At 55.0% G+C, this 25,465-nt stretch carries 19 protein-coding genes and 2 CRISPR repeat arrays; of the genes, 11 read left to right on the forward strand and 8 right to left on the reverse strand.

Going from position 1 to position 25,465, the window contains the following annotated elements; translation table 11 throughout:
- Nucleotides 1–46 precede the first annotated feature (46 nt).
- Nucleotides 47–268 (reverse strand): cold shock-like protein CspD, encoded by a 222-nt coding sequence (gene cspD / locus IM300_RS07355; RefSeq protein ID WP_006809408.1) that lies wholly within the window; start codon nt 266–268, stop codon nt 47–49.
- 267 nt (nt 269–535) lie between these two features.
- On the opposite strand from cspD, the gene clpS reads away from it, so the two are divergent.
- The 9 genes from clpS to cas6f all read left to right on the forward strand — a co-directional run bounded on the left by clpS (nt 536) and on the right by cas6f (nt 12,794).
- Nucleotides 536–856: an ATP-dependent Clp protease adapter ClpS gene (gene clpS, locus IM300_RS07360; RefSeq protein WP_006174393.1), complete on the forward strand. Its 321-nt coding sequence runs from the start codon at nt 536–538 to the stop codon at nt 854–856.
- Nucleotides 857–883: 27 nt separating this feature from the next.
- On the forward strand, nt 884–3,163 hold the full coding sequence (gene clpA, locus IM300_RS07365; RefSeq protein WP_063449189.1) for an ATP-dependent Clp protease ATP-binding subunit ClpA: 2,280 nt from the start codon (nt 884–886) through the stop codon (nt 3,161–3,163).
- Between the two features lie 433 nt (nt 3,164–3,596).
- Nucleotides 3,597–4,040 (forward strand): hypothetical protein, encoded by a 444-nt coding sequence (locus IM300_RS07370; RefSeq protein ID WP_193035935.1) that lies wholly within the window; start codon nt 3,597–3,599, stop codon nt 4,038–4,040.
- 175 nt (nt 4,041–4,215) lie between these two features.
- Nucleotides 4,216–4,480: direct repeats of the CRISPR family, unit length 25 nt; unit sequence GTTCACTGCCGTACAGGCAGCTTAG.
- A gap of 277 nt (nt 4,481–4,757) precedes the next feature.
- Complete coding sequence (gene cas1f / locus IM300_RS07375) at nt 4,758–5,741, forward strand: type I-F CRISPR-associated endonuclease Cas1f (RefSeq protein ID WP_193035937.1); 984 nt, start codon at nt 4,758–4,760, stop codon at nt 5,739–5,741.
- The gene (gene cas3f / locus IM300_RS07380; protein ID WP_193035961.1) at nt 5,738–8,959 is read left to right on the forward strand and encodes a type I-F CRISPR-associated helicase Cas3f; all 3,222 of its coding nucleotides are present in this window, start codon (nt 5,738–5,740) and stop codon (nt 8,957–8,959) included. Before cas1f ends, cas3f begins: the two co-directional genes overlap by 4 nt.
- Before the next feature lie 16 nt (nt 8,960–8,975).
- Nucleotides 8,976–10,286 (forward strand): type I-F CRISPR-associated protein Csy1, encoded by a 1,311-nt coding sequence (csy1, locus tag IM300_RS07385; RefSeq protein ID WP_193035939.1) that lies wholly within the window; start codon nt 8,976–8,978, stop codon nt 10,284–10,286.
- Complete coding sequence (gene csy2, locus IM300_RS07390) at nt 10,283–11,218, forward strand: type I-F CRISPR-associated protein Csy2 (RefSeq protein WP_193035941.1); 936 nt, start codon at nt 10,283–10,285, stop codon at nt 11,216–11,218. Before csy1 ends, csy2 begins: the two co-directional genes overlap by 4 nt.
- Nucleotides 11,219–11,231: 13 nt before the next feature.
- Nucleotides 11,232–12,230 (forward strand): type I-F CRISPR-associated protein Csy3, encoded by a 999-nt coding sequence (gene csy3, locus IM300_RS07395; protein ID WP_193035943.1) that lies wholly within the window; start codon nt 11,232–11,234, stop codon nt 12,228–12,230.
- A 9-nt stretch (nt 12,231–12,239) separates the two neighbouring features.
- Nucleotides 12,240–12,794, forward strand: coding sequence for a type I-F CRISPR-associated endoribonuclease Cas6/Csy4 (gene cas6f / locus IM300_RS07400; RefSeq protein WP_193035945.1), 555 nt, complete (start codon nt 12,240–12,242; stop codon nt 12,792–12,794).
- A gap of 22 nt (nt 12,795–12,816) precedes the next feature.
- Here the strand turns inward: cas6f and IM300_RS07405 are convergent, their stop codons facing one another.
- The 7 genes from IM300_RS07405 to trxB form a co-directional block, all read right to left on the reverse strand.
- Complete coding sequence (locus IM300_RS07405) at nt 12,817–13,290, reverse strand: RES family NAD+ phosphorylase (protein WP_193035947.1); 474 nt, start codon at nt 13,288–13,290, stop codon at nt 12,817–12,819.
- Nucleotides 13,287–13,730 carry an antitoxin Xre/MbcA/ParS toxin-binding domain-containing protein gene (locus IM300_RS07410; protein ID WP_112792498.1) on the reverse strand — a complete coding sequence of 148 codons (444 nt, stop codon included), beginning with the start codon at nt 13,728–13,730 and terminating at the stop codon, nt 13,287–13,289. Before IM300_RS07410 ends, IM300_RS07405 begins: the two co-directional genes overlap by 4 nt.
- Nucleotides 13,731–13,968: 238 nt before the next feature.
- Nucleotides 13,969–14,597: direct repeats of the CRISPR family, unit length 28 nt; unit sequence GTGCACTGCCGTACAGGCAGCTTAGAAA.
- A 106-nt stretch (nt 14,598–14,703) separates the two neighbouring features.
- Nucleotides 14,704–14,922, reverse strand: coding sequence for a translation initiation factor IF-1 (gene infA / locus IM300_RS07415; protein ID WP_002211347.1), 219 nt, complete (start codon nt 14,920–14,922; stop codon nt 14,704–14,706).
- A gap of 284 nt (nt 14,923–15,206) precedes the next feature.
- Entirely contained in the window at nt 15,207–15,911 is a 705-nt protein-coding gene (gene aat, locus IM300_RS07420) for a leucyl/phenylalanyl-tRNA--protein transferase (protein WP_107535041.1), read from the reverse strand.
- A 45-nt stretch (nt 15,912–15,956) separates the two neighbouring features.
- Nucleotides 15,957–17,678: a cysteine/glutathione ABC transporter ATP-binding protein/permease CydC gene (cydC, locus tag IM300_RS07425; RefSeq protein WP_193035949.1), complete on the reverse strand. Its 1,722-nt coding sequence runs from the start codon at nt 17,676–17,678 to the stop codon at nt 15,957–15,959.
- Nucleotides 17,678–19,444 carry a cysteine/glutathione ABC transporter permease/ATP-binding protein CydD gene (gene cydD, locus IM300_RS07430; protein WP_193035951.1) on the reverse strand — a complete coding sequence of 589 codons (1,767 nt, stop codon included), beginning with the start codon at nt 19,442–19,444 and terminating at the stop codon, nt 17,678–17,680. Before cydD ends, cydC begins: the two co-directional genes overlap by 1 nt.
- A 114-nt stretch (nt 19,445–19,558) precedes the next feature.
- On the reverse strand, nt 19,559–20,527 hold the full coding sequence (trxB, locus tag IM300_RS07435) for a thioredoxin-disulfide reductase (protein ID WP_063449177.1): 969 nt from the start codon (nt 20,525–20,527) through the stop codon (nt 19,559–19,561).
- Nucleotides 20,528–21,070: 543 nt separating this feature from the next.
- On the opposite strand from trxB, the gene lrp reads away from it, so the two are divergent.
- Both lrp and IM300_RS07445 read left to right on the forward strand, forming a co-directional pair.
- Nucleotides 21,071–21,565, forward strand: a complete 495-nt coding sequence (gene lrp / locus IM300_RS07440) for a leucine-responsive transcriptional regulator Lrp (RefSeq protein WP_000228469.1) — start codon at nt 21,071–21,073, stop codon at nt 21,563–21,565.
- Nucleotides 21,566–21,700: 135 nt separating this feature from the next.
- Complete coding sequence (locus IM300_RS07445; protein ID WP_193035953.1) at nt 21,701–25,363, forward strand: DNA translocase FtsK 4TM domain-containing protein; 3,663 nt, start codon at nt 21,701–21,703, stop codon at nt 25,361–25,363.
- The last annotated feature ends 102 nt before the right edge of the window (nt 25,364–25,465 follow it).

Raw genomic sequence — 25,465 nt, forward strand, 5'->3', positions numbered from 1 at the left:
TCGGGCTGGCATTTTGCCTGCGGGGTGTACACAATGAATCAGAGAGCTATGCAACCGTTTCTGCTTCAACGGGCACGATAAGACTGGCGTGATTGCCTTTTGGCCCTTGGTGTACATCGAACCGGACGGACTGCCCGGCTTTGAGCGTCCTGTAACCATCCATCTGAATGGTGGAATAGTGAGCGAAGATATCCTCGCCGCCGCCTTCGGGGCAGATGAAGCCAAACCCCTTGGCGTTGTTGAACCACTTAACAGTACCCATTTCCATGCTTCGACATCCTTCGTAAATCTTATAAATTAAGATGGAATGAACCGGTGGTGGAGTGGGGGCTGTTCAAAACCTCGCCAACTCACGCTTGTACAATTTAGAGAATCGGAAGACGCCGTCAAGCGTTTGGCGCTGGAGTTGGGACAATAATCAACCAAAATTTGAGGCAGTTAACGCTATTGCAACAGTTTGTGACAGACATCGCGGATGACAGTAATAGATGATTGTTATCTAACATCTGAGGTAGATTCAAAGTGGTTATGCATCATGGGTAAGACCAACGACTGGCTGGATTTTGACCAGCTGGCGGAAGATAAAGTGCGCGACGCGCTAAAACCGCCATCTATGTATAAAGTTATGTTAATGAACGATGATTACACGCCAATGGAATTTGTTATTGACGTGCTACAAAAGTTCTTTTCTTATGATGTTGAACGTGCAACGCAACTGATGCTTACCGTTCATTATCGTGGCAAAGCGATCTGCGGCATCTTCACCGCCGAAGTCGCGGAAACCAAAGTAGCGATGGTGAACGACTATGCAAGGGAGAACGAGCATCCGTTGCTGTGTACGCTGGAAAAGGCCTGATAAGGCATAAAATTGGGGGAGGTGCCTATGCTCAATCAAGAACTGGAACTCAGTTTAAACATGGCTTTCGCCAGAGCGCGTGAGCACCGACATGAGTTTATGACCGTCGAGCACCTGCTGCTCGCATTGCTTAGCAACCCATCTGCCCGCGAAGCGCTGGAAGCCTGCTCCGTGGATCTGGTGGCGCTACGTCAGGAACTCGAAGCCTTCATCGAACAAACCACACCGGTGCTGCCCGCCAGTGAAGAAGAGCGCGACACGCAACCGACGCTCAGCTTCCAGCGCGTATTGCAGCGCGCGGTTTTCCACGTCCAGTCTTCCGGACGTAGCGAAGTGACTGGCGCAAATGTCTTGGTCGCCATCTTCAGCGAACAGGAGTCCCAGGCGGCCTACCTGCTGCGTAAACACGAAGTCAGCCGGCTCGACGTGGTCAACTTCATCTCTCACGGAACGCGAAAAGACGAGCCTAACCAGGCGTCGGATCCCAGCGGGCAGATCAACAACAGTGAAGAGCAAGCAGGCGGGGAGGATCGTATGGAAAACTTCACCACCAACCTTAACCAGCTTGCTCGCGTCGGCGGTATCGACCCGCTGATTGGCCGCGACAAAGAGCTGGAGCGTGCCATCCAGGTTCTGTGCCGTCGCCGTAAGAACAACCCGCTGCTGGTGGGGGAATCTGGCGTGGGTAAAACCGCGATTGCCGAAGGGCTGGCCTGGCGCATTGTGCAGGGCGACGTGCCGGAAGTGATCGCTGACTGCACCATCTACTCGCTGGACATCGGTTCGCTGCTGGCGGGCACTAAATACCGCGGTGATTTTGAAAAACGTTTCAAAGCGCTGTTAAAACAGCTGGAGCAGGATACCAACAGCATCCTGTTTATCGATGAGATCCACACCATTATCGGCGCAGGCGCGGCCTCCGGTGGACAGGTGGATGCCGCCAACCTGATCAAACCGCTGCTCTCCAGCGGCAAGATCCGCGTGATGGGCTCCACGACGTACCAGGAGTTCAGCAACATTTTCGAGAAAGACCGTGCGCTGGCGCGTCGTTTCCAGAAAATCGACGTCACCGAGCCGTCTGTTGACGAAACGGTGCAGATCATCAACGGCCTGAAAACGAAGTACGAAGCGCACCACGACGTGCGTTACACCGCGAAAGCGGTGCGTGCGGCGGTGGAGCTGGCGGTGAAATACATCAACGATCGTCATCTGCCGGACAAAGCGATCGACGTGATTGATGAAGCGGGTGCGCGTGCGCGCCTGATGCCGGCCAGCAAGCGTAAGAAAACCGTGAACGTGGCGGATATCGAGTCCGTGGTCGCCCGCATCGCGCGTATTCCTGAGAAGAGCGTTTCTCAGAGCGACCGCGATACGCTGCGTACGCTCGGCAATCGCCTGAAAATGCTGGTCTTTGGTCAGGATAAAGCCATTGAGGCCTTAACCGAAGCGATCAAGATGGCCCGTGCTGGCCTTGGGCATGACCACAAGCCTGTTGGTTCCTTCCTGTTCGCCGGCCCGACCGGCGTGGGGAAAACCGAGGTAACGGTTCAGCTCTCTAAGGCGCTGGGCATTGAGCTGCTGCGCTTTGACATGTCCGAGTATATGGAGCGTCACACCGTCAGCCGTTTGATTGGTGCGCCTCCGGGATACGTGGGCTTTGACCAGGGCGGCCTGCTCACCGACGCGGTGATCAAGCATCCGCACGCGGTACTGCTGCTCGATGAAATCGAGAAAGCGCACCCGGACGTGTTCAACATCCTGTTGCAGGTGATGGACAACGGAACGCTGACCGATAACAACGGGCGCAAGGCGGACTTCCGCAACGTGGTGCTGGTGATGACCACCAACGCCGGGGTGCGTGAAACCGAGCGCAAATCCATCGGCCTGATCCACCAGGATAACAGCACCGATGCGATGGAGGAGATCAAGAAGATCTTCACACCGGAGTTCCGTAACCGTCTGGACAACATTATCTGGTTCGATCACCTGTCTACCGAGGTGATCCATCAGGTGGTGGACAAGTTCATCGTCGAGTTGCAGGTTCAGCTGGATCAGAAAGGCGTGTCGCTGGAAGTGAGCCAGGAGGCCCGCAACTGGCTGGCTGAGAAAGGCTACGACCGTGCGATGGGTGCCCGTCCGATGGCGCGCGTGATTCAGGACAACCTGAAGAAACCGCTGGCGAACGAGCTGCTGTTTGGATCGCTGGTGGACGGCGGCCAGGTGACCGTGGCGCTGGACCAAGCGAAGAACGAGCTGACGTACGATTTCCAGAGTGCGGCGAAGCACAAGCCGGAAGCGGCTCACTGATTTGTAACGTAGGTCTAAAAACCGGGCAATAGCCCGGTTTTTTTATGCCTGCCTTTCTCCCTCTCCCCGTGGAAGAGGGCCGGGGTGAGGGCATCAGGGCGCAGAGGAATTTTGCGAGGCGCTTTCCAGTTTCGTTCGAAGTTGGTTGCTGGATAAATCCACAGTAATAAAATGGCGGCGCACCTGCAAAATCAGGTGCCGGGATTGGCGTCCTGATTACACACATATGGAAAGATGTTGCTAACGCAACGTCACTTGTTTCGTTCACTCTTTATTTAGCTACGGTATAATCCGTATCTTCAAATATGGTGGGCTGAACCGGGGCTTCTTTTGAAGCGCCGATTTTCCATATGGTCGGTACGCCAAACCGGTTCAGTCTGCCACCCAAAGTTGGCGTTTTTGGTGGCAGTTTTCAGCTTTTAATATGGAAATTATGAATATGGAAAACCAGTCTATCTCCCAGCTCTATAGCGAACTTTCACTCAACCCCGATCTCCCAACTCTTGCCGAACGCTGTAACCTGCTTACTGAAATCCTGCTCGACTGTCATTCGCTCCCACAAACGCAGCCTGTTTGCCGCTGTCTCGGAGCTTATCTGGAAGAGGTAAAATCCGGCCTCACAGAATCCATGCGTGATTTTCAGATACTGGAATTTGAGGAAGAAGCGGAACAACCGCGACAAAAGGAGTGGCTGCTGGAAGATACAGAAACGAAATGTGACTATTGCCGGGCGTTAAACCACGTGCTGCTGGTATCGCATTTTAACCACGATACGCTGCCGCACCTGACGGGACTGCTGCATGACATTACTCATTCTATGGCCGCTGATGTCGTTGCGCCTCCACGTGCAGAATCGGTAATTCACATTATTTCCTGAGTGGAATCCGAGGCGTCGGGGGCAGGCCTCTAACGCCTCTGGCTTGACCCTTTTTTTGATGTTTACGTAACGTATTGATTTATATAAGGCGAACTTACGTGCCAGAAAAAAGGGTTTTATGCGCGAAAGTTGATTATTTTGTTTTCAAACAATAAGATGGCGTGGTTTTCTTTCAGTTCACTGCCGTACAGGCAGCTTAGAAATCTGTAACGGTGTACCGGTAGAAGCGACCATCGTTCACTGCCGTACAGGCAGCTTAGAAATTTTTTCACAGAGACGTCGATCGCGATTCTTTGTTCACTGCCGTACAGGCAGCTTAGAAAGCATCTTCGTTTACTGCACCTTGCGTCGCATCGTTCACTGCCGTACAGGCAGCTTAGTAAAGCATCGACGCAAACATAGTTAGAGTGTGGCTGTTCACTGCCGTACAAGCAGCACAGCTAAACTCAATCCGCTCAAACATTCACGCTATCTATTCAAAATTAAATACCATCATACCTCCCCCCCTTTTTTTTTTAAATTAAATAAAAAACCTATTCACACACCAATCATATTGCTAAATATATATTATCCACAAAAATAATAAATCAAAAGGAAAGGTCAGATTTCATCCGTCTATTACAGTAATTACTATTCATTTGATACCCGTCACATTTGTCCTCATCTTATGTTCGATAACATACCAGCACTCAACGCATTGAACTAAAAGCCCTTTATATGTCTGTAAACAGCATCACCCCCACGGATTTAAAAACTATTCTGCATTCAAAGCGCGCCAATATTTATTATCTTGAAAAATGCCGTATTCAGGTGAATGGTGGACGCGTTGAATACGTCACTCAGGAAGGTAAAGAATCGTTTTACTGGAATATTCCCATCGCCAATACGACAGCGGTGATGCTGGGCATGGGAACCTCCGTGACGCAAATGGCAATGCGGGAGTTCGCGCGAGCGGGGGTGATGGTCGGTTTTTGTGGCACGGATGGCACGCCGCTTTATTCAGCGAATGAAGTGGATATTGATGTCTCCTGGCTGTGTCCGCAGAGTGAATATCGTCCGACGGGATATTTACAGAACTGGGTGTCATTCTGGTTCAACGAAGAAAAGCGTTTGCAGGCGGCAAAACAATTTCAGTTTATCCGTTTACTGCAAATCGAAAAACAGCGGACAGGGCTGCGTATGCAGCGGGAAACGGCCTTTCAGCCAGATAAAGATGCACTGAATATCCTGCTTGAGCGTGCCAGACAAGGCATGGAAAAGGCTCAGGACCACACCTCACTGATGCTCCAGGAAGCCCAGCTCACGAAATCTCTCTACAAACTCACCAGCCAGACGACGGGTTATGGCAGTTTTACCCGAGCTAAACGGGGAGGCGGTGTGGATATGGCAAACCGTTTTCTCGACCAGGGTAATTATCTGGCCTACGGGCTGGCGGCTGTTGCGGCCTGGGTGACGGGCATTCCGCACGGTCTGGCTGTAATGCATGGCAAAACCCGACGCGGCGGGCTGGTTTTTGATATTGCCGATTTAATAAAGGACGCGCTGGTCATGCCTCAGGCATTTATGGCCGCAATGGAAGGAGAAGATCATCAACAGTTTCGCCAGCGCTGCATTAATGCCTTTCAGCAGGCGGACGCGCTGGATGTGATGATTACCACGTTGCAGGAAACATCCCAGACACTGGCGGTAACCGCGCCATAAATGTTCTCATTATTTCCCGATGTACGAAAAACGCCCGGGATGAAAGCTGTCGCATTATCGACCAGTTTGCAGAGCGCACGGGCGATGCGGCCTGGCAGACAACCATAACCCTGGATGGCGTTACCACGCTCAGAAAACTTTTGCGTAAAACGGCGCGGCGCAACACCGCGGTGGCCTGTCACTGGCTGAAGAAAAGCGGGGAAACAGAGCTGCTGTGGATTGTCGGAAACCTTCGTCGCTTCAATGCGCAGGGGCGCGTTCCCACCCATCGCACCACGAAAAATGTGCTTAAGAATGGTGATGAGCACCGCTGGAACAGCGCTGAAAGCATCGCGTTGCTGGCTGCTATCGCCGGTCTGTTCCACGATTTTGGAAAAGCAGGGATGTGCTTCCAGCAAACGCTGCTGAAAGAGAGTCAGCATCGTTTTCAGCCATACCGGCATGAATGGATCTCGGTGCGTCTGTTTCAGGCTTTTGTAGGGCAACAAACCGATGCGCAGTGGCTGGCATCGCTTGAGCATCTCAAGTCAGCTGACGAAAAAGGTATGCTGAAAGCCCTGACGATGGATACGCCGGAAAGAAGCGGGAGTCCACTGGGTAACCTGCCCCCTCTGGCGCGAGTAGTGGCATGGTTGATGCTGTCGCACCACCGTTTACCGCAGTCCCGTTCGGCAGAGCCACAATTAATGTACTGCGATGGCTGGCTTGAACGACAACTGAATGCGGACTGGAACTCCCTGAATCACCGATCTGAAAAACCCAAATGGACCGAGCGTGATAAAAAGAATGTCTGGAAATTCCCTCACGGCACGCCGTTAAAAAGTAAAACCTGGCGCGAGAAAGCCCGACAGATTGGCAAACGTATCAGGAATACCCCCGCGTTATTTAACTTTGGATCGCTTGATAACCTGTTCACTATCCACCTTGCGCGTCTGTCGCTGATGCTGGCAGATCATTTTTACTCGTCGCAGCCTGCGTATTCAGGATGGCAGGACGAAGCTGTCCAGACCTGGGCGAACAGTAATCCCGAGCCCAACCAAAAGCTGGATGAACATAACGTGTGCGTGGCGCATCATGCTCTGCTGATGGGCCGTTCTCTTCCCACTTTACGGCGCGCATTACCCGCCATTGCCCGACATAAAACGTTTCGGGAAAGGGCGAAAGATCCGCGTTTTCACTGGCAAAACAGGGCCTGGGACGTTGCCTCTTCGCTACGGGCAAAAAGCGCTGAGCAAGGCTTTTTTGGCGTCAATATGGCCTCGACCGGATGCGGTAAAACCTTTGCCAACGCCCGGATTATGTACGCCCTGGCGGACGAGCAGGAGGGATGCCGCTTCAGCGTCGCGCTGGGGCTACGGACCCTAACCCTTCAGACGGGACATGCGTTGCAGTCTCGTCTGGCTCTCGACGATGATACTCTGGCCGTCGTGACCGGCGCGGCGGCGGTGAAGGAGCTTTACCAGGGCAACGACGCAGAAGATAACAACAGCGCCAGCGACGAAGCGTTTTTTGCCAGCCATCATTACGTCCATTACGAAGGCGCGACGAGCGGCGGCACGGCGCAGCAGTGGCTGGCGAAAGAACCCGCGCTTAATCGTCTGGTCAGCGCGCCGGTGCTGGTGACAACCATTGATCATCTGATGCCGGCAACCGAGGGCGTGCGCGGCGGCAGGCAGATCCCTGCCATGCTGCGCCTGCTGACCAGCGATCTGGTGCTTGATGAACCTGATGATTTTGACATCGATGATTTGCATGCCCTTTGTCGGCTAATGAACTGGGCGGGAATGCTCGGCTCTCGCGTGCTGCTTTCCTCTGCGACGCTACCGCCCGCGCTAACGGAAGCGTTGTTTGAAGCCTATCGGGAAGGGCGAAAAGCCTGGCAGGCTGCATGCGGTCAGTCTGACAGACCAATGAGCATCTGCTGCGCCTGGTTTGATGAGTATGGCGCGCAGTCGCAGGATGTGACCGACGACGCGCATTTTCGCCGGGCGCATGACGATTTTGTTCGCCAGCGAATCAAACGTCTGCCTGAACAGCCGCGGCTTCGTCTGGGAAAACTGGCTGCCGTGAAGCCGCACTCTTCAAGGTCGGCAGATGTTATCTCCGCGCTGGCACAGACGCTACACCAGCAAATTATCGCGCTGCATGGCCTTCATCACAGCACGCACAAAAGCGGCAAAACCGTGTCGTTTGGTCTGGTGCGGATGGCCAACATCAATCCGCTGGTTGCCGTCGCGCAAGCGCTGATGGCATTACCCTCACCGGACAACTTCTGCATTCATTATTGCGTTTATCACAGCCAGCACCCGCTGGCGGTGCGTGCGGCGATTGAAAAACGACTCGATTGTGCATTTACGCGGCACGAGCCGGATCTGGTCTGGCAGTTGCCCGAAGTTAAGCAGGCGCTGACGTCATCGGAGCAGCATCATCTTTTTGTCGTGCTGGGAACGTATGTTCTTGAGGTCGGGCGCGATTTTGATGCCGACTGGGGGATTATTGAGCCGAGCTCAATGCGTTCACTTATTCAGTTTGCGGGGCGTATTCAGCGCCATCGTCAGATCGCTCCTGAGAGCGAAAACCTGGTAATTCTGGATCGCAACGTCCGCGCCCTTCGTGGGGAAAAGGTTGCCTACTGCCGACCCGGTTTTGAAACCGGGCAGCATCTGCTACCTCATCACGATCTCCATGAACTGATCGATAAAGAGGGCTATCGCACCCTGAATGCGATTCCGCGCATCGCTGCGGGTATTCCAGGCAATGCTCTTGCGGCACTGGAGCACGCCCGGTTGCGTGCCGCGCTGCTGGACGGAGGCGACAAATCTGATGCGGTCGCCGCGTTGTGGTGGCGACGGCCCTTAACCTGGAACGGTGAACTTCAGAAACGTACGCCATTTCGGCGAGCTTCACCTCAGGCTTCTTTCTTTTTGCGTTTGGAAGAGGAAGGCGATGATCCTGAGTTTTGCCTGATGCAGGAAAACGGGGAGTTAAAACCTGCGGGACGTTTTTGCAAACAGCCGTTATCCGTGGCTGATGGCGTAGAGCCGTGGATTGCTATTGATTATGCCGAGGTATTACAGGCGCTGGCGGACATGAAGCAGCTAGAGCTGGCTGCGGTGTCGCGACGGTATGGTGAAATCACATTAAGAGTGTCCAGGGAGGAGGAAACAGAGCAATGGTTGTATCACCCGGTATTGGGTGTGTTCAGGGAATATCTATAAAGAGCCAGGAGCGAGTATGTCAGTTGAAGCACTAAGCGCTTTCATCGCTGAGTACATTGCCGGACGACGGCAAACAAAGCTGGAAGCATTTGATAAAGAGGCCGCGAAGCGCAGCGATACAGATAGCGCAACGCTTGCGGCCGAACGCCGGGAGCTGGAACTTCGCTATGAACCGAAAGCATGGCTGACGGATGCCGCGAAGCGGGCCGGACAAATTAACCTCGTGACCCATGCGGCGAAGTTTACCCACGGGGATTCAAAAAGCAGCAGTATCTACAGCGAGGCAGTGGCGCAGGAAGGGTATCTCAACACCGCGACGCTGTCAGGTCTGGAACCGGATGCGGTAGGCAACGCCGCGGCGCTGGATGTTGCGAAGCTGCTGCAAACGCGGGTAGAGGGCGGCGACTCCCTTCTGGCAAGCCTGAAACGAGGCGATCGCGCTGCGCTGGCCGCTTTTACCGATGACGAGAATCAACTGAGGGAGTGGATTGACGGGTTTTCCCGCGCGTTAACTCCTGGAGAACCGGCTTCGCACAAGCTGGCGAAACAGGGATATTTTCCGGTAGGAGAAGGTTACCACCTCTTAAGCCCGTTATTTGCCACCTCGCTTGTTCACGCCATGCATCAGAAAATGATTGCCTACCGTTTTGGCGATGAGGTTAAAGCGATCTGGAAAGCACGACGCGAGAAAACATGGCATCCCACTCCGCTGACGCTTTTCCCTGATTCAGCGGAAATACACTTCGGTGGCACTAAACCGCAAAATATTTCCTATCTCAACAGCGTGCGCGGCGGACGTAGCTGGCTCCTTTCCTGCCAGCCACCGCAGTGGAAAAGGGCAGAAAAGCCACCAACGCATTTGCGTTCTGTTTTCGCCTCGGGTGGGCAATTTGACCGTCGTGCCAGGAATCACATTCAGCTGCTTGTTTCCTTGCTGACGAGAACGGGCGATTACACCAGCTTTCGTATTCGTGAAGCGCGTGATGGCTATATCAATATGCTTATCGATCTGCTGTTCGAAATTGCATCTGAACTTCAACGTGGAGGCTGGCAGAACTGGACGCTCAACAACCCGGATCTGAAACCACATCAACAGCTCTGGCTCGATCCCTGGCGCACAAAAACAGATGAGGCCTTCCGACTTGAGCGAGAAAAAGACGACTGGCAGGACGCAGTGGCAGAAGATTTTGCCCTGTGGCTGAACGCTCGTCTGCGCAAGGCGATGCCGGATTTAGGCGCCGTGGAAAAACGTGAATGGGAAACCCGCGAACGTTTACGCACCAACCTCCGGGAAATGGAAAAAATCATTCAGGAGGCGCTGAAATGAGCTCACTGATCCTGCTTCGTCGTATCAGAGTTGAAAACGCCAACGCCATTGCGGGCCTGACGTATGGTTTTCCAGCCATCACCCATTTTCTGGGATTTTCCCATGCGTTATCTCGCAAGCTGAAGGAAACGCACGGGCTAAACATTGATGGTTGTGCTGTCGTCAGCCACGAGCACCAGATCCATGCGCATACGTCCGGTCGTGATTATCAGTTTGCCCTGACGCGCAATCCGCTTACCCGTGACGCGAAAACGGCCTCCTTTAATGAAGAGGGGCGCATGCATATGACGGTTTCGTTGCTGCTGGAATGCCATGGGGAGATCCCTAATGGCGAATACGGGCAGCGCGACCTCGCAGAGCATCTCCGGCAAGTTTGCCCGACGCTCAGGCTGGCGGGTGGCATTATCGTCGATATTCAGGCTATTACCGTCATGGCGATGCCGTCCAACAGCCGTGACCTGTGTCGGTTGCAGTGGCAGCTGATGCCCGGTTTTGCCTTACGCGATCGCAGCGGCTGGCTGGGGGAACATTATCAAACGCTTCTGGAAAACGATCCCAACACCACGATGCTCGATGCCTGGCTCGATTTCGCTGCGCTGAAGTTTCAGGCTGAAACGCCGGAGGAGGGCGACATGCGCGAAGGCGAGCCAGCAAGCTGGCACTATGTTCCGAAACCAAACCCGGGTTATCTGGTGCCCTTAATGACTGGCTATCAGCGGATTTCCGAACTCTATTCCCCTGGCGTTGTAAGCAACGCACGTGATGCAGAAACACCCTTTGCATTTACGGAGGCAGTGTATGGCGTAGGCGAGTGGTGCGGCCTGCACCGGATCCAGTCTCTTGATGAAATTTTCTGGCGTTTTCATACGACAGAAACCGGCTACTACTGTCAGGGCGCGGGCGCGCCGGTGACATCTGCACATTCAAAATAAAAAGGATTTAGCTATGGCAAAGGCTCCAACTGCCGTTAAAACGGCATCTGTACTGGCATTTGAACGTAAACTGGCGACATCGGATGCGGTGATGTATGCGGGAAACTGGCAGGGTAAGACCTGGCAACCGATACGCATTCAGGAAAAAGCGGTGCGTGGCACCATTTCCAACCGCCTGAAAAACGCGCTCACCAACGATCCGGCAAAACTGGATGCTGAGATCCAGAAAGCTAACCTACAGCGGGTGGATGTGGCAGCGCTGCCCGCAGACGCGGATACCTTACAGGTGAAGTTTACCCTGCGCGTGCTGGGAAATTTATCCACGCCTTCCGTATGTAATGACCGCGCCTATCAGGATGAACTTCAGCAGGTTATTGACGGCTACATCAGCGAGCATGGTTTTGCAGAACTGGCGCGCCGCTACGCAACTAACCTGGCGAACGGACGTTTTTTATGGCGTAACCGCGTTGGCGCTGAAAAAATCATCGTGAACGTGACGGGCAGTAAGGCGTGGACATTTGATGCGCATCGTTATGCGCTGCGAGATTTTTCTTCCCGTGATGAGCAACTCGAGACGCTGGCGCAGGAAATCGAAAAAGGACTCAGTGGTGAAGGTTTCGTGCTGTTGAACGTAGAGGCACAGGTGCTTCTCGGTGCCGGACAGGAGATTTTCCCATCGCAGGAGCTGGTCCTGGACAGCAACAGCAGCAAAAGCCGCCTGTTATATCAGGTGGATAATATCGCTGGCATGCACTCGCAGAAAATCGGCAATGCGATTCGGACGATCGATACCTGGCATCCAAAAGTGGATGAGCTTGGCGCGATAGCCGTTGAGCCGTATGGCTCTGTCACCAGCCGCGGCGTGGCCTGCCGTCAGCCGAAAGAGAAAATGGATTTCTACACGCTTCTTGATAGCTGGGTGACGAAAGGGCAGAAACCCGATGTTGAGCAGCAGCATTACGTGATGGCCGTGCTGATCCGGGGCGGTGTCTTCGGCGAGAAGGGCGAGTAAGGAGTGATTATGGATCACTACATTGAGATCCGCGTCCTGCCCGACCCGGAGTTTAGCGAGGAGATGCTGATGGCCGCGCTGTTGGCCAAACTGCATCGTGCGCTGGGCTTGCGGGGGAAGGGGGATATTGGCGTTAGCTTCCCTGCGCACGGCATCAAGCCTGGCGCGGTGTTACGCCTGCATGGCGATCGCCAGGCGTTAAGCGAACTCGAATCGCTGACATGGCGGAAAGGGCTAAACGATTACTGCCTGTGCACGGCAATTAAAGCCGTGCCAGAGGTAAATCGCTGGCGATGCGTATCCCGGATCCAGGTGAAAAGCAGCGCGCAACGGCTTATGCGTCGCTCGGTAAAGAAAGGATGGATAACCGAAGAAGAGGCGCAGAAAAGGATACGTACAATGGAGGAAGCGCGGACCGATTTGCCCTGGCTTAATTTACGTAGCCTCTCAACAGGTCAGTCTTTCAGGCTCTTTATCCGTCATGGTGAGCTGCTTCCCTCACCTGTGGTTGGGCTGTTTTCGACTTATGGACTCAGCGCGACGGCGACAGTTCCCTGGTTCTGATAAATCACAGCCGCATCAGCTTTCAGGGTGCGGTTTTTTCTGCAAGACGGGTATCAAAATTAAAAGGGAGTTGCTCAACAGAATTGAGTGCCTTGTGGAATGCAGGATGCAATGGATTGAGTATGGCATTGTTTTCATAGGGAATGATGCAAGAAGGTAAAATCAGGGCGAGGGCACCGCTAGCCTGCAACCAACCGGTTCCCAGGTCCATTGTCGAAACCGGCGCCGGATTTTCCTGCCAGTCGTCCGGTAACCACGCTTTATCCAGGTAATCGATCTGATTGTCCGGGATAGCAATGCTGAAAAGCTGGTACTGATTCAGCACGGTATCTTTTCTGACGTGCACCAGAATTTCCAGTGAAGCCAGCGAGATGGAGGTGGAGACATACACGGCAGGGTGGCCTTTATGATTCCAGCGTCCGCCATACTGGTTAGCACCACTTCCACTCCATGCCTCGCTGGCATAACGTTCTGTCACCATACGATAAAAAATCATGCAAACACTCCGTGTTCCAGTCGACCAATCAAGTCGGTGACTTCGAGCGCCCCGGTTTCCGTAGCAATCAGGTCCACAGGCGCAACGTTCCCAAGCCCGCGCACCGGTAGCTGCAACCAGTTCCATGCCTCTTCTTTGCTGCCGAAATACTCGACAGCCGCATCCAGTACCCGAACGAAGCGTGCCACACGCTCGCTCTCGTCTGGCGTCAGCGTCCGGCCTGCGCTTTTGCGGCGGGCAACGTTACGCTCGTTGATTCCCGTGACGCGTAAAATCTCCGCTTTCGACATGTCCGTCCACTCGTGAATATTGTCGAGGACGCTGACAGGTAATCCTTGATTGAGATACTCAATCAGCCGCATACCTCTGTTTGCCGGTAAACCAGCGTAGCGCCACAGTGTGTTATCAGCAGGTTTTTGTGCGGGGACCCATGTTCTCATGATACCTCCTGAGTAATGTCATTTGTCATAGGTAAGTATAGCCATTTGTCAGGTGTCAGGAAATGGGTATTTTTTGTGCTGAGTGGGTTATGAAAGAGTGGGTTTTGACCCTAATTTTCGATAAGAGGCTAATGTATTGATTTTAATATGAATTTTTAATTGGCGAGAAAAAAGGGTTAGAGAAGGACGTTTAGCTTTTTTTGTATGAAAATCATGATGGTGTGGAGCTATTATTCCAGTGCACTGCCGTACAGGCAGCTTAGAAATGGCACCGAACCATTTAAGCGAACATGCACGGGTGCACTGCCGTACAGGCAGCTTAGAAAACGACAAAAACCAAAAGCCCGCCAAAACGCCGGTGCACTGCCGTACAGGCAGCTTAGAAAATTAAACCGCCGGATTTTAAATTCTGTGATTTTGTGCACTGCCGTACAGGCAGCTTAGAAAAAGACGGAGTGCCTTACCCACTGCCTGGTTTAGTGCACTGCCGTATAGGCAGCTTAGAAAGCTGCGGCCGTTGCGTGAGTAGCTCCACTGTGGTGCACTGCCGTACAGGCAGCTTAGAAAATCAACGATATCCCACGCGAAGAAATGCTGAAGTGCACTGCCGTACAGGCAGCTTAGAAATCAGCCAGCACGAAGCCAACCGCAGATGATATGTGCACTGCCGTACAGGCAGCTTAGAAAGTCAATCACTTCACCACCGGCGCGGCGCTCGAGCGCACTGCCGTACAGGCAGCTTAGAAATGCGCAGGCGTGGCCGATAATAAACGGGAACAGTGCACTGCCGTACAGGCAGCTTAGAAACCAATGAGCAACATCGACAAACAGGCACTCCGGTTCACTACCCTACAGCCAGACCAGAAACAACATCCAATCATTTGTTCAAATAATCGACTGACCTGACAAAAAAATAAGGCCGGGATTATCCCGGCCTTATTTAATATTCATCTGCCATTACAGGCGAAAACAATTAGCGACTACGGAAGACAATGCGGCCTTTGCTCAGGTCGTACGGGGTCAGTTCAACAGTCACTTTGTCGCCCGTCAAAATGCGGATATAGTTTTTGCGCATTTTACCGGAGATGTGCGCAGTTACCACGTGACCGTTTTCCAGTTCTACGCGAAACATGGTATTAGGCAACGTATCAAGTACGGTACCCTGCATTTCAATATTGTCTTCTTTGGCCATCTAATCCTCTGGGGTATCACTACCAAGTTTTGAACCGGCAAGATAATGCCGAAATTCATCAATTAAGTAAAGAATTGCGCGTTTAAAACGCAGCAAAACAATTTCAGCGTATTGCCCAAGCGTCACGGTACAACCGAACGGAAAGCGCATTCGTAAAGGGGAGACGACAGGATAAACGTCAGGACGTTATCTGAAGCGGGGGTCCCAAACGGCGGCGGGGCAACAGGCAGAAGCTACTCTGCGGCGTAATTATAACACCCTCATAAAAAATATGCGGAAAACATTTAGGCATTGGGCATAAAGAGCGTTCTGGGTACCCAAAAATCGCGCGGAAGGGTCTCCTGTCGGCACTGTTCAAGGTGTTCGATATAGCGTCGGCGGGAAATTTCCACGGCGCCCAGCGAGGCGGTGTGCTCATTCAGCACCTGGCAATCCATCAGCTGTCCACCTCGTTGGGCAAATTCCTCGCTAAACACCAGCAGCGCGGTTTTCGACGCATTGGTAGCGCGGGAGAACATCGACTCGCCGCAGAACAGCGTGCCCTGCGCCACGCCGTACATTCCGCCAACGAGCTCATCCTCTTTCCATACTTCGATGGAGTGCGCGTAGCCCAGCTCATGAAGCTGGTGGTAGGCGATAATGATGTCGCGGGTTATCCAGGTGCCTTCGTGACGATCTTCAGCGCAGCCTTCAATGACCTGCCCGAAGGCGTGGTTGAGCGTAACGCGATAGGGCGATTTTGCGTGAAAACGCTTCATGCTACGGCTCAGGTGAAACTGCCCAGGCCATAGCACGGCTCGCGGGTCAGGAGACCACCATAAAATCGGGTCGCCGGGGGAAAACCACGGGAATATGCCGCGCTGGTAAGCCATCAGGAGACGCGCCGGGCTGAGATCGCCGCCCAGAGCCAGCAATCCGTTAGGTTCACGCAGCGCCCCCTCCGGAGAAGGGAACGCAATATTATGGCGAGAAAGCTGCACCAGGCGCATGACAACAGAACTCCAGTACGCGAGAGAGGACGCTACAAATATAGTCTACAGGCGCTGTTTAAACTGGTAGTAGCGACCCTGTTTTGCCAGCAGCTCTGCGTGATTACCTTGCTCAATTATGTGTCCGTTGTCCATCACAATTATCCGATCGAAATTCACCAGCCCCCGCAGGCGGTGAGTGACCATCAGCACGGTTTTGCCTTTCATCACATTTGTCAGTAAATCAAGAATTTGACTCTCGGTTGTCGCATCCAGACCTTCTGTTGGTTCATCCAGCAGCATCAGCGGCGCATCGTGCAGCAGGGCGCGCGCGATGGCCAGACGACGCAGTTCGCCGCCGGAAAGCTGTCGACCCCCTTCACCCAGCCAGCTGTTTAACCCGTCGTCCTCAAGCAGCTTGTGCAGCCCAACCTGTTCCAGCATCGCCCGCAGCGTATCGTCGGAGGCGTCCGGCGCCGCCAGAAGAAGATTATCCCGCAGCGTAGCGCTGAACAGATGCACCCGCTGAGGCACGACGCTGACCGTTTTACGCAAGGCCGCTTCGCTAAAACCAGACAGCGGAATATCGTTAAGCCGAATCTCGCCCTGCTGCGGATCCCACGCGCGCGTGAGAAGTTGCAGAAGCGTCGATTTGCCACATCCCGTACGGCCAAGGATCGCAATGCGCTGCCCGGCATCAACAGACAGGCTGATGTCTTCCAGCGCGTTTTGCGCCTGCTTGTCGTAGGCGAATGTGACGTTGCTGAGCGTCAGCGCGACCTGCTCCGGCACGGCGGTTTGACCGGCGCTAAACTTCACTTCAGGCTCCTGCTCGGCAATGTCCGTAATGCGCAGCGCAGAGGCGATGACCTGGCCGAGATGCTGAAACGCGCCCGTAACCGGAGCTAGGGCTTCGAAGGCAGCCAGGGCACAGAAAACAAACAGCGCAATGAGCGGACCGGGCTGCGCGTTACCGCCCACGCCACCGGAGGCCATCCAGAGCATGGCGATAACGGCAATTCCACCAATTAACATCATTAGCGCCTGGGAAAACGCGGTCAGCTCAGACTGGCGACGCTGGGCTTCATGCCAGTTAAGTTCCGTATTTTCCATACGGGCGCGGTAGCGTTTGCTGGCGCCAAAAATGGTGAGCTCGGCCTGTCCCTGTAACCAGGAGGTGAGCTGCTGGCGGTATTCTCCACGCAGACGCGTCAGGTTTTCCCCGGTGGTTTTACCTGCACGATAAAACAGGGGGGGCAGAATAATCAGCGTCATCAGCATGATGCCGCCGAGCGTCAGCGCGATAGGAACATCCAGGAAACTCAACCCCAGCGTGACCACGACAATCACCACAAACGCGCCCACCATGGGCGAAATGACGCGGAGATAGAGGTGATCCAGCGTATCTACATCCGCAACTACGCGGTTGAGTAATTCGCCCTGACGAAAACGTGCCAGTCCGGCAGGGGAGAGGGGCAGCAGCTTGCTGAACGTATAAATGCGCAGGTGTTGCAGCACGCGGAAGGTCGCGTCGTGGCTGACCAGACGCTCGAAGTAGCGCCCGGCAGTTCGCGTAATCGCCGTGCCGCGGACCCCGGCGGCAGGTAGCATATAGTTAAAGCTGTACAGCCCGGCAAAGCCTGCGGCCGCAGACGCGGAGAGGAACCAGCCGGAAAGCGTAAGCAGGCCGATGCTGGCGAGCAGCGTGACGATCGCTAGCACGATACCGAGCGTCAGCATCCATTTATGGCGTTTATACAGTGCAAGATAGGGAAGCAGGGCGCGCATCAGATGTCCTCCTGACGATTCGCCAGCAGGTTCGCAAACGGCCCCTGCGCGGCAACAAGCGCGGCGTAATCGCCTTGCTCAACAATGTGTCCGTTTTCCATCACCCAGATCCGATCCCAGTCGGCAATACCTTCCAGCTGGTGGGTCACCATCAGGGTGGTTTGCTGGCGTGAGGCGGCGTTAAGCGCATCCATCACGCGCTGCTCGCTGTGTGCATCCAGGCTGGCTGCGGGTTCGTCCAGCAGCATTAGCGAACAGGGGTTCAGCAGCGCACGGGCAACCGCGACGCGCTGTGCCTGGCCCACCGACAGCCCGGCAGACTGATCGCCAATGACCGTATCGACGCCCTGCGCAAGCAGCGGCAGAAACTCGCTGACCCAGGCGCGGTCGAGGACCGATTGCAGCTCATCGTCACGCGCATCCGGACGTGCCAGCAGCACATTCTCGCGCAGCGTCGGAGCAGGCAGCTGCGGGTTTTGACCCACCCAGCTCAGCTGCTTACGCCAGGCATCAGGATCAAGCTCGCGCAGCTCCGTTTTGTTGATACGCAGCGATCCGGTGTAGGCCATAAAGCCTGATAGCGCATTCAGCAATGAGCTTTTCCCTGAACCGCTGGTGCCCACCAGCACCACACGTTCCCCGGCGGGCAGGGTAAAGTTCAGCGGACCTGCCAGCACTTTGCCTTCAGGCGACAGAACAGAAAAATCCTGTGCTTCAATGGTCACCGGATCGTTCGTATTCAGCGTCACTTCACCACGCTCAGGATGCGCCAGCGGCGTTTCCATGAAGGTTTTGAGGCTGTCGGCAGCGCCAACCGCCTGCGCTTTAGCATGGTAAAAGGTGCCGAGATCGCGAAGCGGCTGGAAAAATTCCGGGGCCAGGATCAGCGCCAGGAACCCGGCGGAAAGCGTGACCGCCGTACCGTAGTGGCCAAAGTCCAGCGCGCCGAGGTAGGAGAAGCCAAAGTAAACCGCCACCAGCGCAATCGACAGGGAGGTGAAGAACTCGAGCACGCCGGACGAGAGGAAGGCCATGCGCAACACTTCCATGGTGCGCTGACGAAAATCCTGCGACGCCAGGCGAATGTTTTCGGTCTCCGCTTCACCGCGACCAAAGATACGCAGGGTTTCCATGCCGCGCAGACGGTCCAGGAAATGGCCGCTTAACCGACCCAGCGCCAGGAAGTTGCGGCGGTTTGCGTCTGCCGCGCCCATGCCGACCATCGCCATAAACAGCGGGATCAGCGGGGCGGTCCCCAGCAGGATCAGCGCCGCCACCCAGTTAACCGGGAAGATGGCGATAACAATCAACAGAGGCACAAATACCGCCAGCGCCATCTGGGGAAGATACCGCGCGTAGTAATCGTGCATATCGTCGATTTGCTCAAGGATCAGCGTCGCCCAGCTGCCGGCTGGCTTACCCTGGATCCATACAGGCCCGGCTTCCGAGAGCCGATCGAGCACCTTGCGGCGAATCTCATAGCGGATGTGCTGCCCGGCATGGAACCCAACCCGCTCGCGCAGCCAGACCACCCACGCACGCAGAATGAAAACCAGCACCAGAATGATAAACGGCAACAGCAGTGCTTCGCGCGGAATGTTCTCCATGATCATATGATTGAGAATGCGGGCCAGCAGCCATGCCTGGGCAACAATCAACAGACCGCTGATGAATCCCAGAACGCGGGAAATCATAAGCCAGCGGCGGGATAGAACGCTTTGCTGTTTCAGCCAGCGTGTTAACTCTTGTTGACGGGTTTTTTCCATTGCGTACTTTGCAGGTGACGTTATAAGAAATTAGACCTCTGCATGTTACACGTGAGCAAAAATAAAGGCGACCAATGGCCGCCTTTATTTACGTTTGTTACTGACTTGTAAAGATTATTTACCTTGTTCAGCCAGTCCGTCCAGATAGCGTTCTGCGTCCAGCGCGGCCATACAGCCGGTGCCCGCAGAGGTGATCGCCTGACGATAAATATGGTCCATGACGTCGCCTGCCGCAAAGACGCCCGGAACGCTGGTCTGGGTCGCGTTGCCGTGAATGCCGGACTGCACTTTAATGTAGCCGTTTTCCAGCTCCAGCTGACCTTCGAAGATAGCCGTGTTCGGGCTGTGGCCGATGGCCACGAACAGGCCCGCCACCTCCAGCGTTTCGACGGTGTCGGTGTTCTGCGTATCACGAATACGCAGACCCGCCACGCCCATCTGGTCGCCGGTCACTTCTTCCAGCGTACGGTTGGTGTGCAGCACGATGTTGCCGCTCGCCACTTTATCCATCAGGCGTTTGATCAGGATCTTCTCGGCGCGGAAGGTGTCGCGACGGTGGATCAAGTGCACTTCCGAGGCGATGTTCGCCAGGTACAGCGCTTCTTCGACCGCGGTATTACCGCCGCCGATCACCGCAACTTTCTGGTTGCGATAGAAAAAACCGTCGCAGGTTGCGCAGGCTGACACGCCGCGGCCTTTGAACGCTTCTTCAGACGGCAGGCCGAGATAACGGGCAGAGGCGCCGGTGGCAATGATCAGCGCATCGCAGGTGTATTCACCGCTGTCACCCGTCAGGCGGAACGGACGGTTCTGCAAATCCACTTTGTTAATGTGGTCGAACAGGATTTCGGTTTCGAATTTGGCGGCATGCTCGTGCATGCGCTCCATCAGCAGCGGCCCGGTCAGGTCGTTCGGGTCGCCCGGCCAGTTCTCCACTTCCGTGGTGGTGGTCAGCTGACCGCCTTTTTCCATCCCGGTGATCAGTACCGGTTGCAGGTTAGCGCGTGCAGCATAGACCGCTGCGGTATATCCCGCAGGTCCAGAACCAAGGATTAGCAGCTTACTGTGTTTGGTCGTGCCCATGAGATCCCCATTGTTGTTGGCAGGCAATGGGCTGGATTGTAGGGAATTTGTTGCCGTAAAAAAAGAGCACGGCAGTTTTGCTTCCGATATATGCAATAGCCGCGCCCTATGAATTAGATGCGTTCATATCACGTCCGCTACTGAAAATCGCGCGTTTATAAGGCAATAAAATGAGGATTAATACCCCTCCGTAATGAATATCCGGCATCTTGTACTAAAAATCGATGTTTTGCTTTGACAATCCCCTGCGCTTTTGCGAAAACATTCAAGGAAGAAAAAAAGACGCATGTACTGCATGCCGAATAGACATGCACGTAAATGCCATTTTTACCGGGTCAGTGAAATCTACGCATGGTGTGGACAGACGCCATACGTGATGTCTGTGACTGCTTTCGGGCAACGGTCTTCTTACCGCAGAACCCGAATCCACATCGCGTTAAATACATAACCAGGCGATGTGATGAATAACGGGTGCAGGCTCTGAACAGTGATGTGCACAGGGTCCAGGCAGGAGTAGGGAAGGAATACAGAGAGACAATAATAATGGTAGATAGCAAGAAGCGCCCTGGCAAAGATCTCGACCGTATCGATCGTAACATTCTTAATGAATTGCAAAAGGATGGGCGTATTTCCAACGTCGAGCTTTCAAAACGTGTGGGACTTTCCCCGACGCCGTGCCTTGAGCGTGTGCGTCGACTGGAAAGACAGGGTTTTATCCAGGGCTATACGGCTCTGCTGAACCCGCATTATCTGGATGCCTCACTTCTGGTATTTGTTGAGATTACTCTGAATCGTGGTGCACCGGATGTGTTTGAGCAATTTAACGCCGCTGTACAAAAACTTGAAGAAATTCAAGAGTGTCATCTGGTTTCCGGTGATTTCGACTACCTGTTGAAAACCCGTGTGCCCGATATGTCCGCCTACCGTAAGCTGCTGGGTGAAACCCTGCTGCGTCTGCCAGGCGTGAACGACACCCGTACTTATGTGGTGATGGAAGAGGTCAAACAGAGCAATCGTCTGGTTATTAAGACGCGCTAACACGGAACAGGTGCAAAATCAGTGTAGTTTGATTACACTCCTGTTAATCCATACAGCAACAGTGCCGGGGATACCCGGCGCTGTTGTCCGTTTTAGCACACAGGCAGGACATGCCTGATACCTGGAGAGCCTTTCTTGAGCCAGGAATACACTGAAGACAAAGAAGTCACACTATCGAAGCTAAGCAGCGGACGTCGTCTCCTCGAGGCTTTGCTGATTGTTATTGCCCTTTTTGCCGTCTGGCTGATGGCCGCCTTACTCAGTTTCAACCCCTCAGATCCCAGCTGGTCACAAACCGCATGGCATGAGCCTATCCATAACTTATGTGGCGTTCCCGGCGCCTGGCTTGCGGACACGCTCTTTTTCATTTTCGGTGTGATGGCCTATACCCTTCCCGTCATCATTATTGGCGGATGCTGGTTTGCCTGGCGTCATCGACAGAACGACGACTACATCGATTATTTTGCCGTTTCGCTGCGCCTGATTGGCGCCCTGGCGCTGATCCTCACCTCCTGTGGGCTGGCGGCGATCAACGCCGATGATATCTGGTATTTCGCCTCCGGCGGGGTGATCGGCAGCCTTCTGAGCTCCGCGCTGCAACCGATGCTTCACAGCAGCGGCGGCACGCTGGCGCTGCTGTGTATCTGGGCGGCGGGGCTGACGCTGTTTACCGGCTGGTCCTGGGTGAGCATTGCTGAGAAGATCGGCAGCTTTATTCTGACGCTGCTGACGTTCGCCAGCAACCGTACCCGTCGTGACGATACGTGGGTCGATGAAGATGAATACGAAGATGAGTATGACGAAGACGATGCGCCTGATGTGCGTCGTGAGTCTCGTCGCGCGCGTATTCTGCGCGGTGCCCTGGCGCGCCGCCAGCGCGTCGCTGAAAAATTTGCGAACCCGTTAGGCCGTAAAACGGACGCCGCGCTGTTCTCCGGCAAACGTATGGATGAAGACGAGCAGATTGAGTATCGCGGTGCGGCCGTCGATCCTGATGACGTGCTGTTCTCTGGTCATCGAGCCACGCCGGGTGAGTATGACGAATACGATCCGCTGCTGAATGGTCATTCCGTGACTGAACCGGTAGCCGCCGCTGCTGCCGCAACGACGGCGGCGCAGGCCTATGTTGCACCTGTTGAAGCCGTGATGCCGTCCTCGCCTGTGCCTGCCCCGGAGTCCGCAATTCAGCAACCGCAGGTAGACTGGCAGACTGCGCCTGGCGTCCATACGCCTGAGCCGACCATCGCGCCTGAGCCAGAAAGCTATATTCCCGTTCAGCAGGAGCAGTGGCAGCAGCCCTATCAGCCGCCTGAGCCTGTCACCGAGCCGCAACAACCGTATCAGGCTTATACGCCAGAACCCGTTGTACATGAACAGCCCAACGTTGCGCCGGAGCCTGAACCTGAAGTGGTCGAGGAAGCGAAGCCGTCTCGTCCGCCACTGTACTATTTTGAAGAAGTGGAAGAGCGCCGCGCCCGTGAGCGCGAGCAGCTTGCCGCCTGGTATCAGCCCGTGCCCGAGCCGGTACAGGAGCCTGTTGCAAAAGCGCCTTCGGTCAGCGTTCCACCTGTAGATCCTACGCCAGCCGTTGCGTCGGGTGCTGAAGCCGTGAAGCAGGCAACGGCAGCCGCTGCCGCGTCCGCTCCGCTATTCAGCCCGGCAACCGACAGCGCCCCGCGTCCTCAGGTGAAAGAGGGCATTGGTCCACAGCTGCCGCGCCCTAACCGCGTGCGCGTACCGACTCGCCGGGAGCTGGCCTCTTATGGCATTAAACTGCCTTCCCAGCGTATGGCGGAAGAGAAGGCGCGTGGTTCCGACTACGAAGATGATGCAGACGAACTGCATCAGGACGAGCTGGCGCGTCAGTTTGCCGCCCAGCAGAATCAGCGCTACGGCGACGAGTATCAGCACGACGTGCCTTCACACCAGGACGACGATGATGCGGCCGAAGCGGAGCTGGCGCGCCAGTTTGCCGCTACGCAGCAGCAGCGTTATTCCGGTGAGCAGCCTTCGGGGGCAAACCCGTTCTCGCTGTCGGATTTCGAATTCTCACCAATGAAAGATCTGGTGGATGATGGCCCAAGCGAACCGCTGTTCACGCCGAGCGTAATGCCGGAAGCGGAGCCGGTGCGTCAGGCGCCAGCGCCACAGGCTTACGCGCAGCCGCAACAACCTGCGCCACAGGCGTATGCTCAGCCGCAGACGCCTGCCCAACCGCCACAGCCGCAGTTCCAGCAGCCGGCACCGCAGCCGCAGGAGAGCCTGATTCATCCGCTGCTGATGCGTAACGGAGACAGCCGACCGCTGCAACGTCCAAGCACGCCGCTGCCGTCGCTGGATCTGTTAACGCCGCCGCCGGCTGAAGTCGAGCCGGTTGATACTTTTGCCCTCGAGCAGATGGCCCGTCTGGTGGAAGCGCGTCTGGCTGACTTCCGTATTAAAGCGGACGTGGTGAACTACTCACCGGGCCCGGTGATCACCCGTTTCGAACTGAACCTGGCGCCGGGCGTAAAAGCGGCGCGTATTTCTAACCTCTCCCGCGACCTGGCGCGTTCCCTGTCGACTGTGGCTGTTCGCGTGGTGGAAGTGATTCCAGGCAAGCCTTACGTTGGCCTTGAGCTGCCAAACAAGAAACGCCAGACCGTCTATCTGCGTGAAGTGCTGGACAACACCAAGTTCCGCGATAATCCTTCCCCGCTGACCGTGGTGCTGGGGAAAGACATTGCGGGCGATCCGGTGGTTGCCGATCTCGCGAAAATGCCGCACCTGCTGGTTGCGGGTACTACCGGTTCCGGTAAATCGGTCGGTGTGAACGCCATGATCCTTAGCATGCTCTACAAAGCGCAGCCTGAAGACGTGCGTTTCATCATGATCGACCCGAAAATGCTCGAACTGTCCGTCTACGAAGGCATTCCGCACCTGCTGACGGAAGTGGTCACCGACATGAAGGACGCCGCCAACGCACTGCGCTGGAGCGTCAATGAAATGGAGCGTCGCTACAAGCTGATGTCGGCGCTGGGCGTGCGTAATCTTGCCGGTTATAACGAAAAGATCGCCGAGGCGGCGCGCATGGGTCGTCCGATTCCGGACCCATACTGGAAGCCGGGTGACAGCATGGATGCCCAACATCCGGTGCTGGAAAAACTGCCTTACATCGTGGTGCTGGTGGATGAATTTGCCGACCTGATGATGACCGTTGGTAAGAAAGTGGAAGAGCTGATTGCACGTCTGGCACAGAAAGCGCGTGCGGCGGGTATCCACCTGGTTCTGGCTACGCAGCGTCCGTCCGTGGACGTTATCACCGGTCTTATTAAGGCAAACATCCCGACCCGTATCGCGTTTACCGTGTCGAGTAAAATTGACTCGCGTACTATCCTTGACCAGGGTGGAGCAGAGTCGCTGCTGGGGATGGGTGATATGCTCTACTCCGGGCCGAACTCCACCTCGCCGGTGCGTGTTCACGGTGCGTTTGTTCGCGACCAGGAAGTGCACGCGGTTGTGCAGGACTGGAAAGCGCGCGGGCGTCCGCAATACGTTGACGGCATCACCTCCGACAGCGAAAGCGAAGGTGGCGGCGGTGGTTTTGACGGCGGCGAAGAGCTGGATCCGTTATTCGACCAGGCGGTTAATTTCGTCACCGAAAAACGTAAAGCGTCCATCTCGGGCGTGCAGCGCCAGTTCCGTATCGGCTACAACCGCGCAGCGCGTATCATTGAGCAGATGGAAGCGCAGGGCATCGTAAGCGAACAGGGGCACAACGGTAACCGTGAGGTGCTGGCGCCACCGCCGTTTGAGTAACCTTCAGCGATTGCAAAGAAGGGTAAATCAGCAAAAATTAAGCATATTCTTCTGTCGCCTGCCTTCGGGCAGGTACAGAATAGAAACGGAACCCCCATATCG

The organism is Enterobacter cloacae complex sp. I2 (assembly GCF_014896205.1).
Classification (GTDB): Bacteria; Pseudomonadota; Gammaproteobacteria; order Enterobacterales; family Enterobacteriaceae; genus Enterobacter; species Enterobacter quasihormaechei.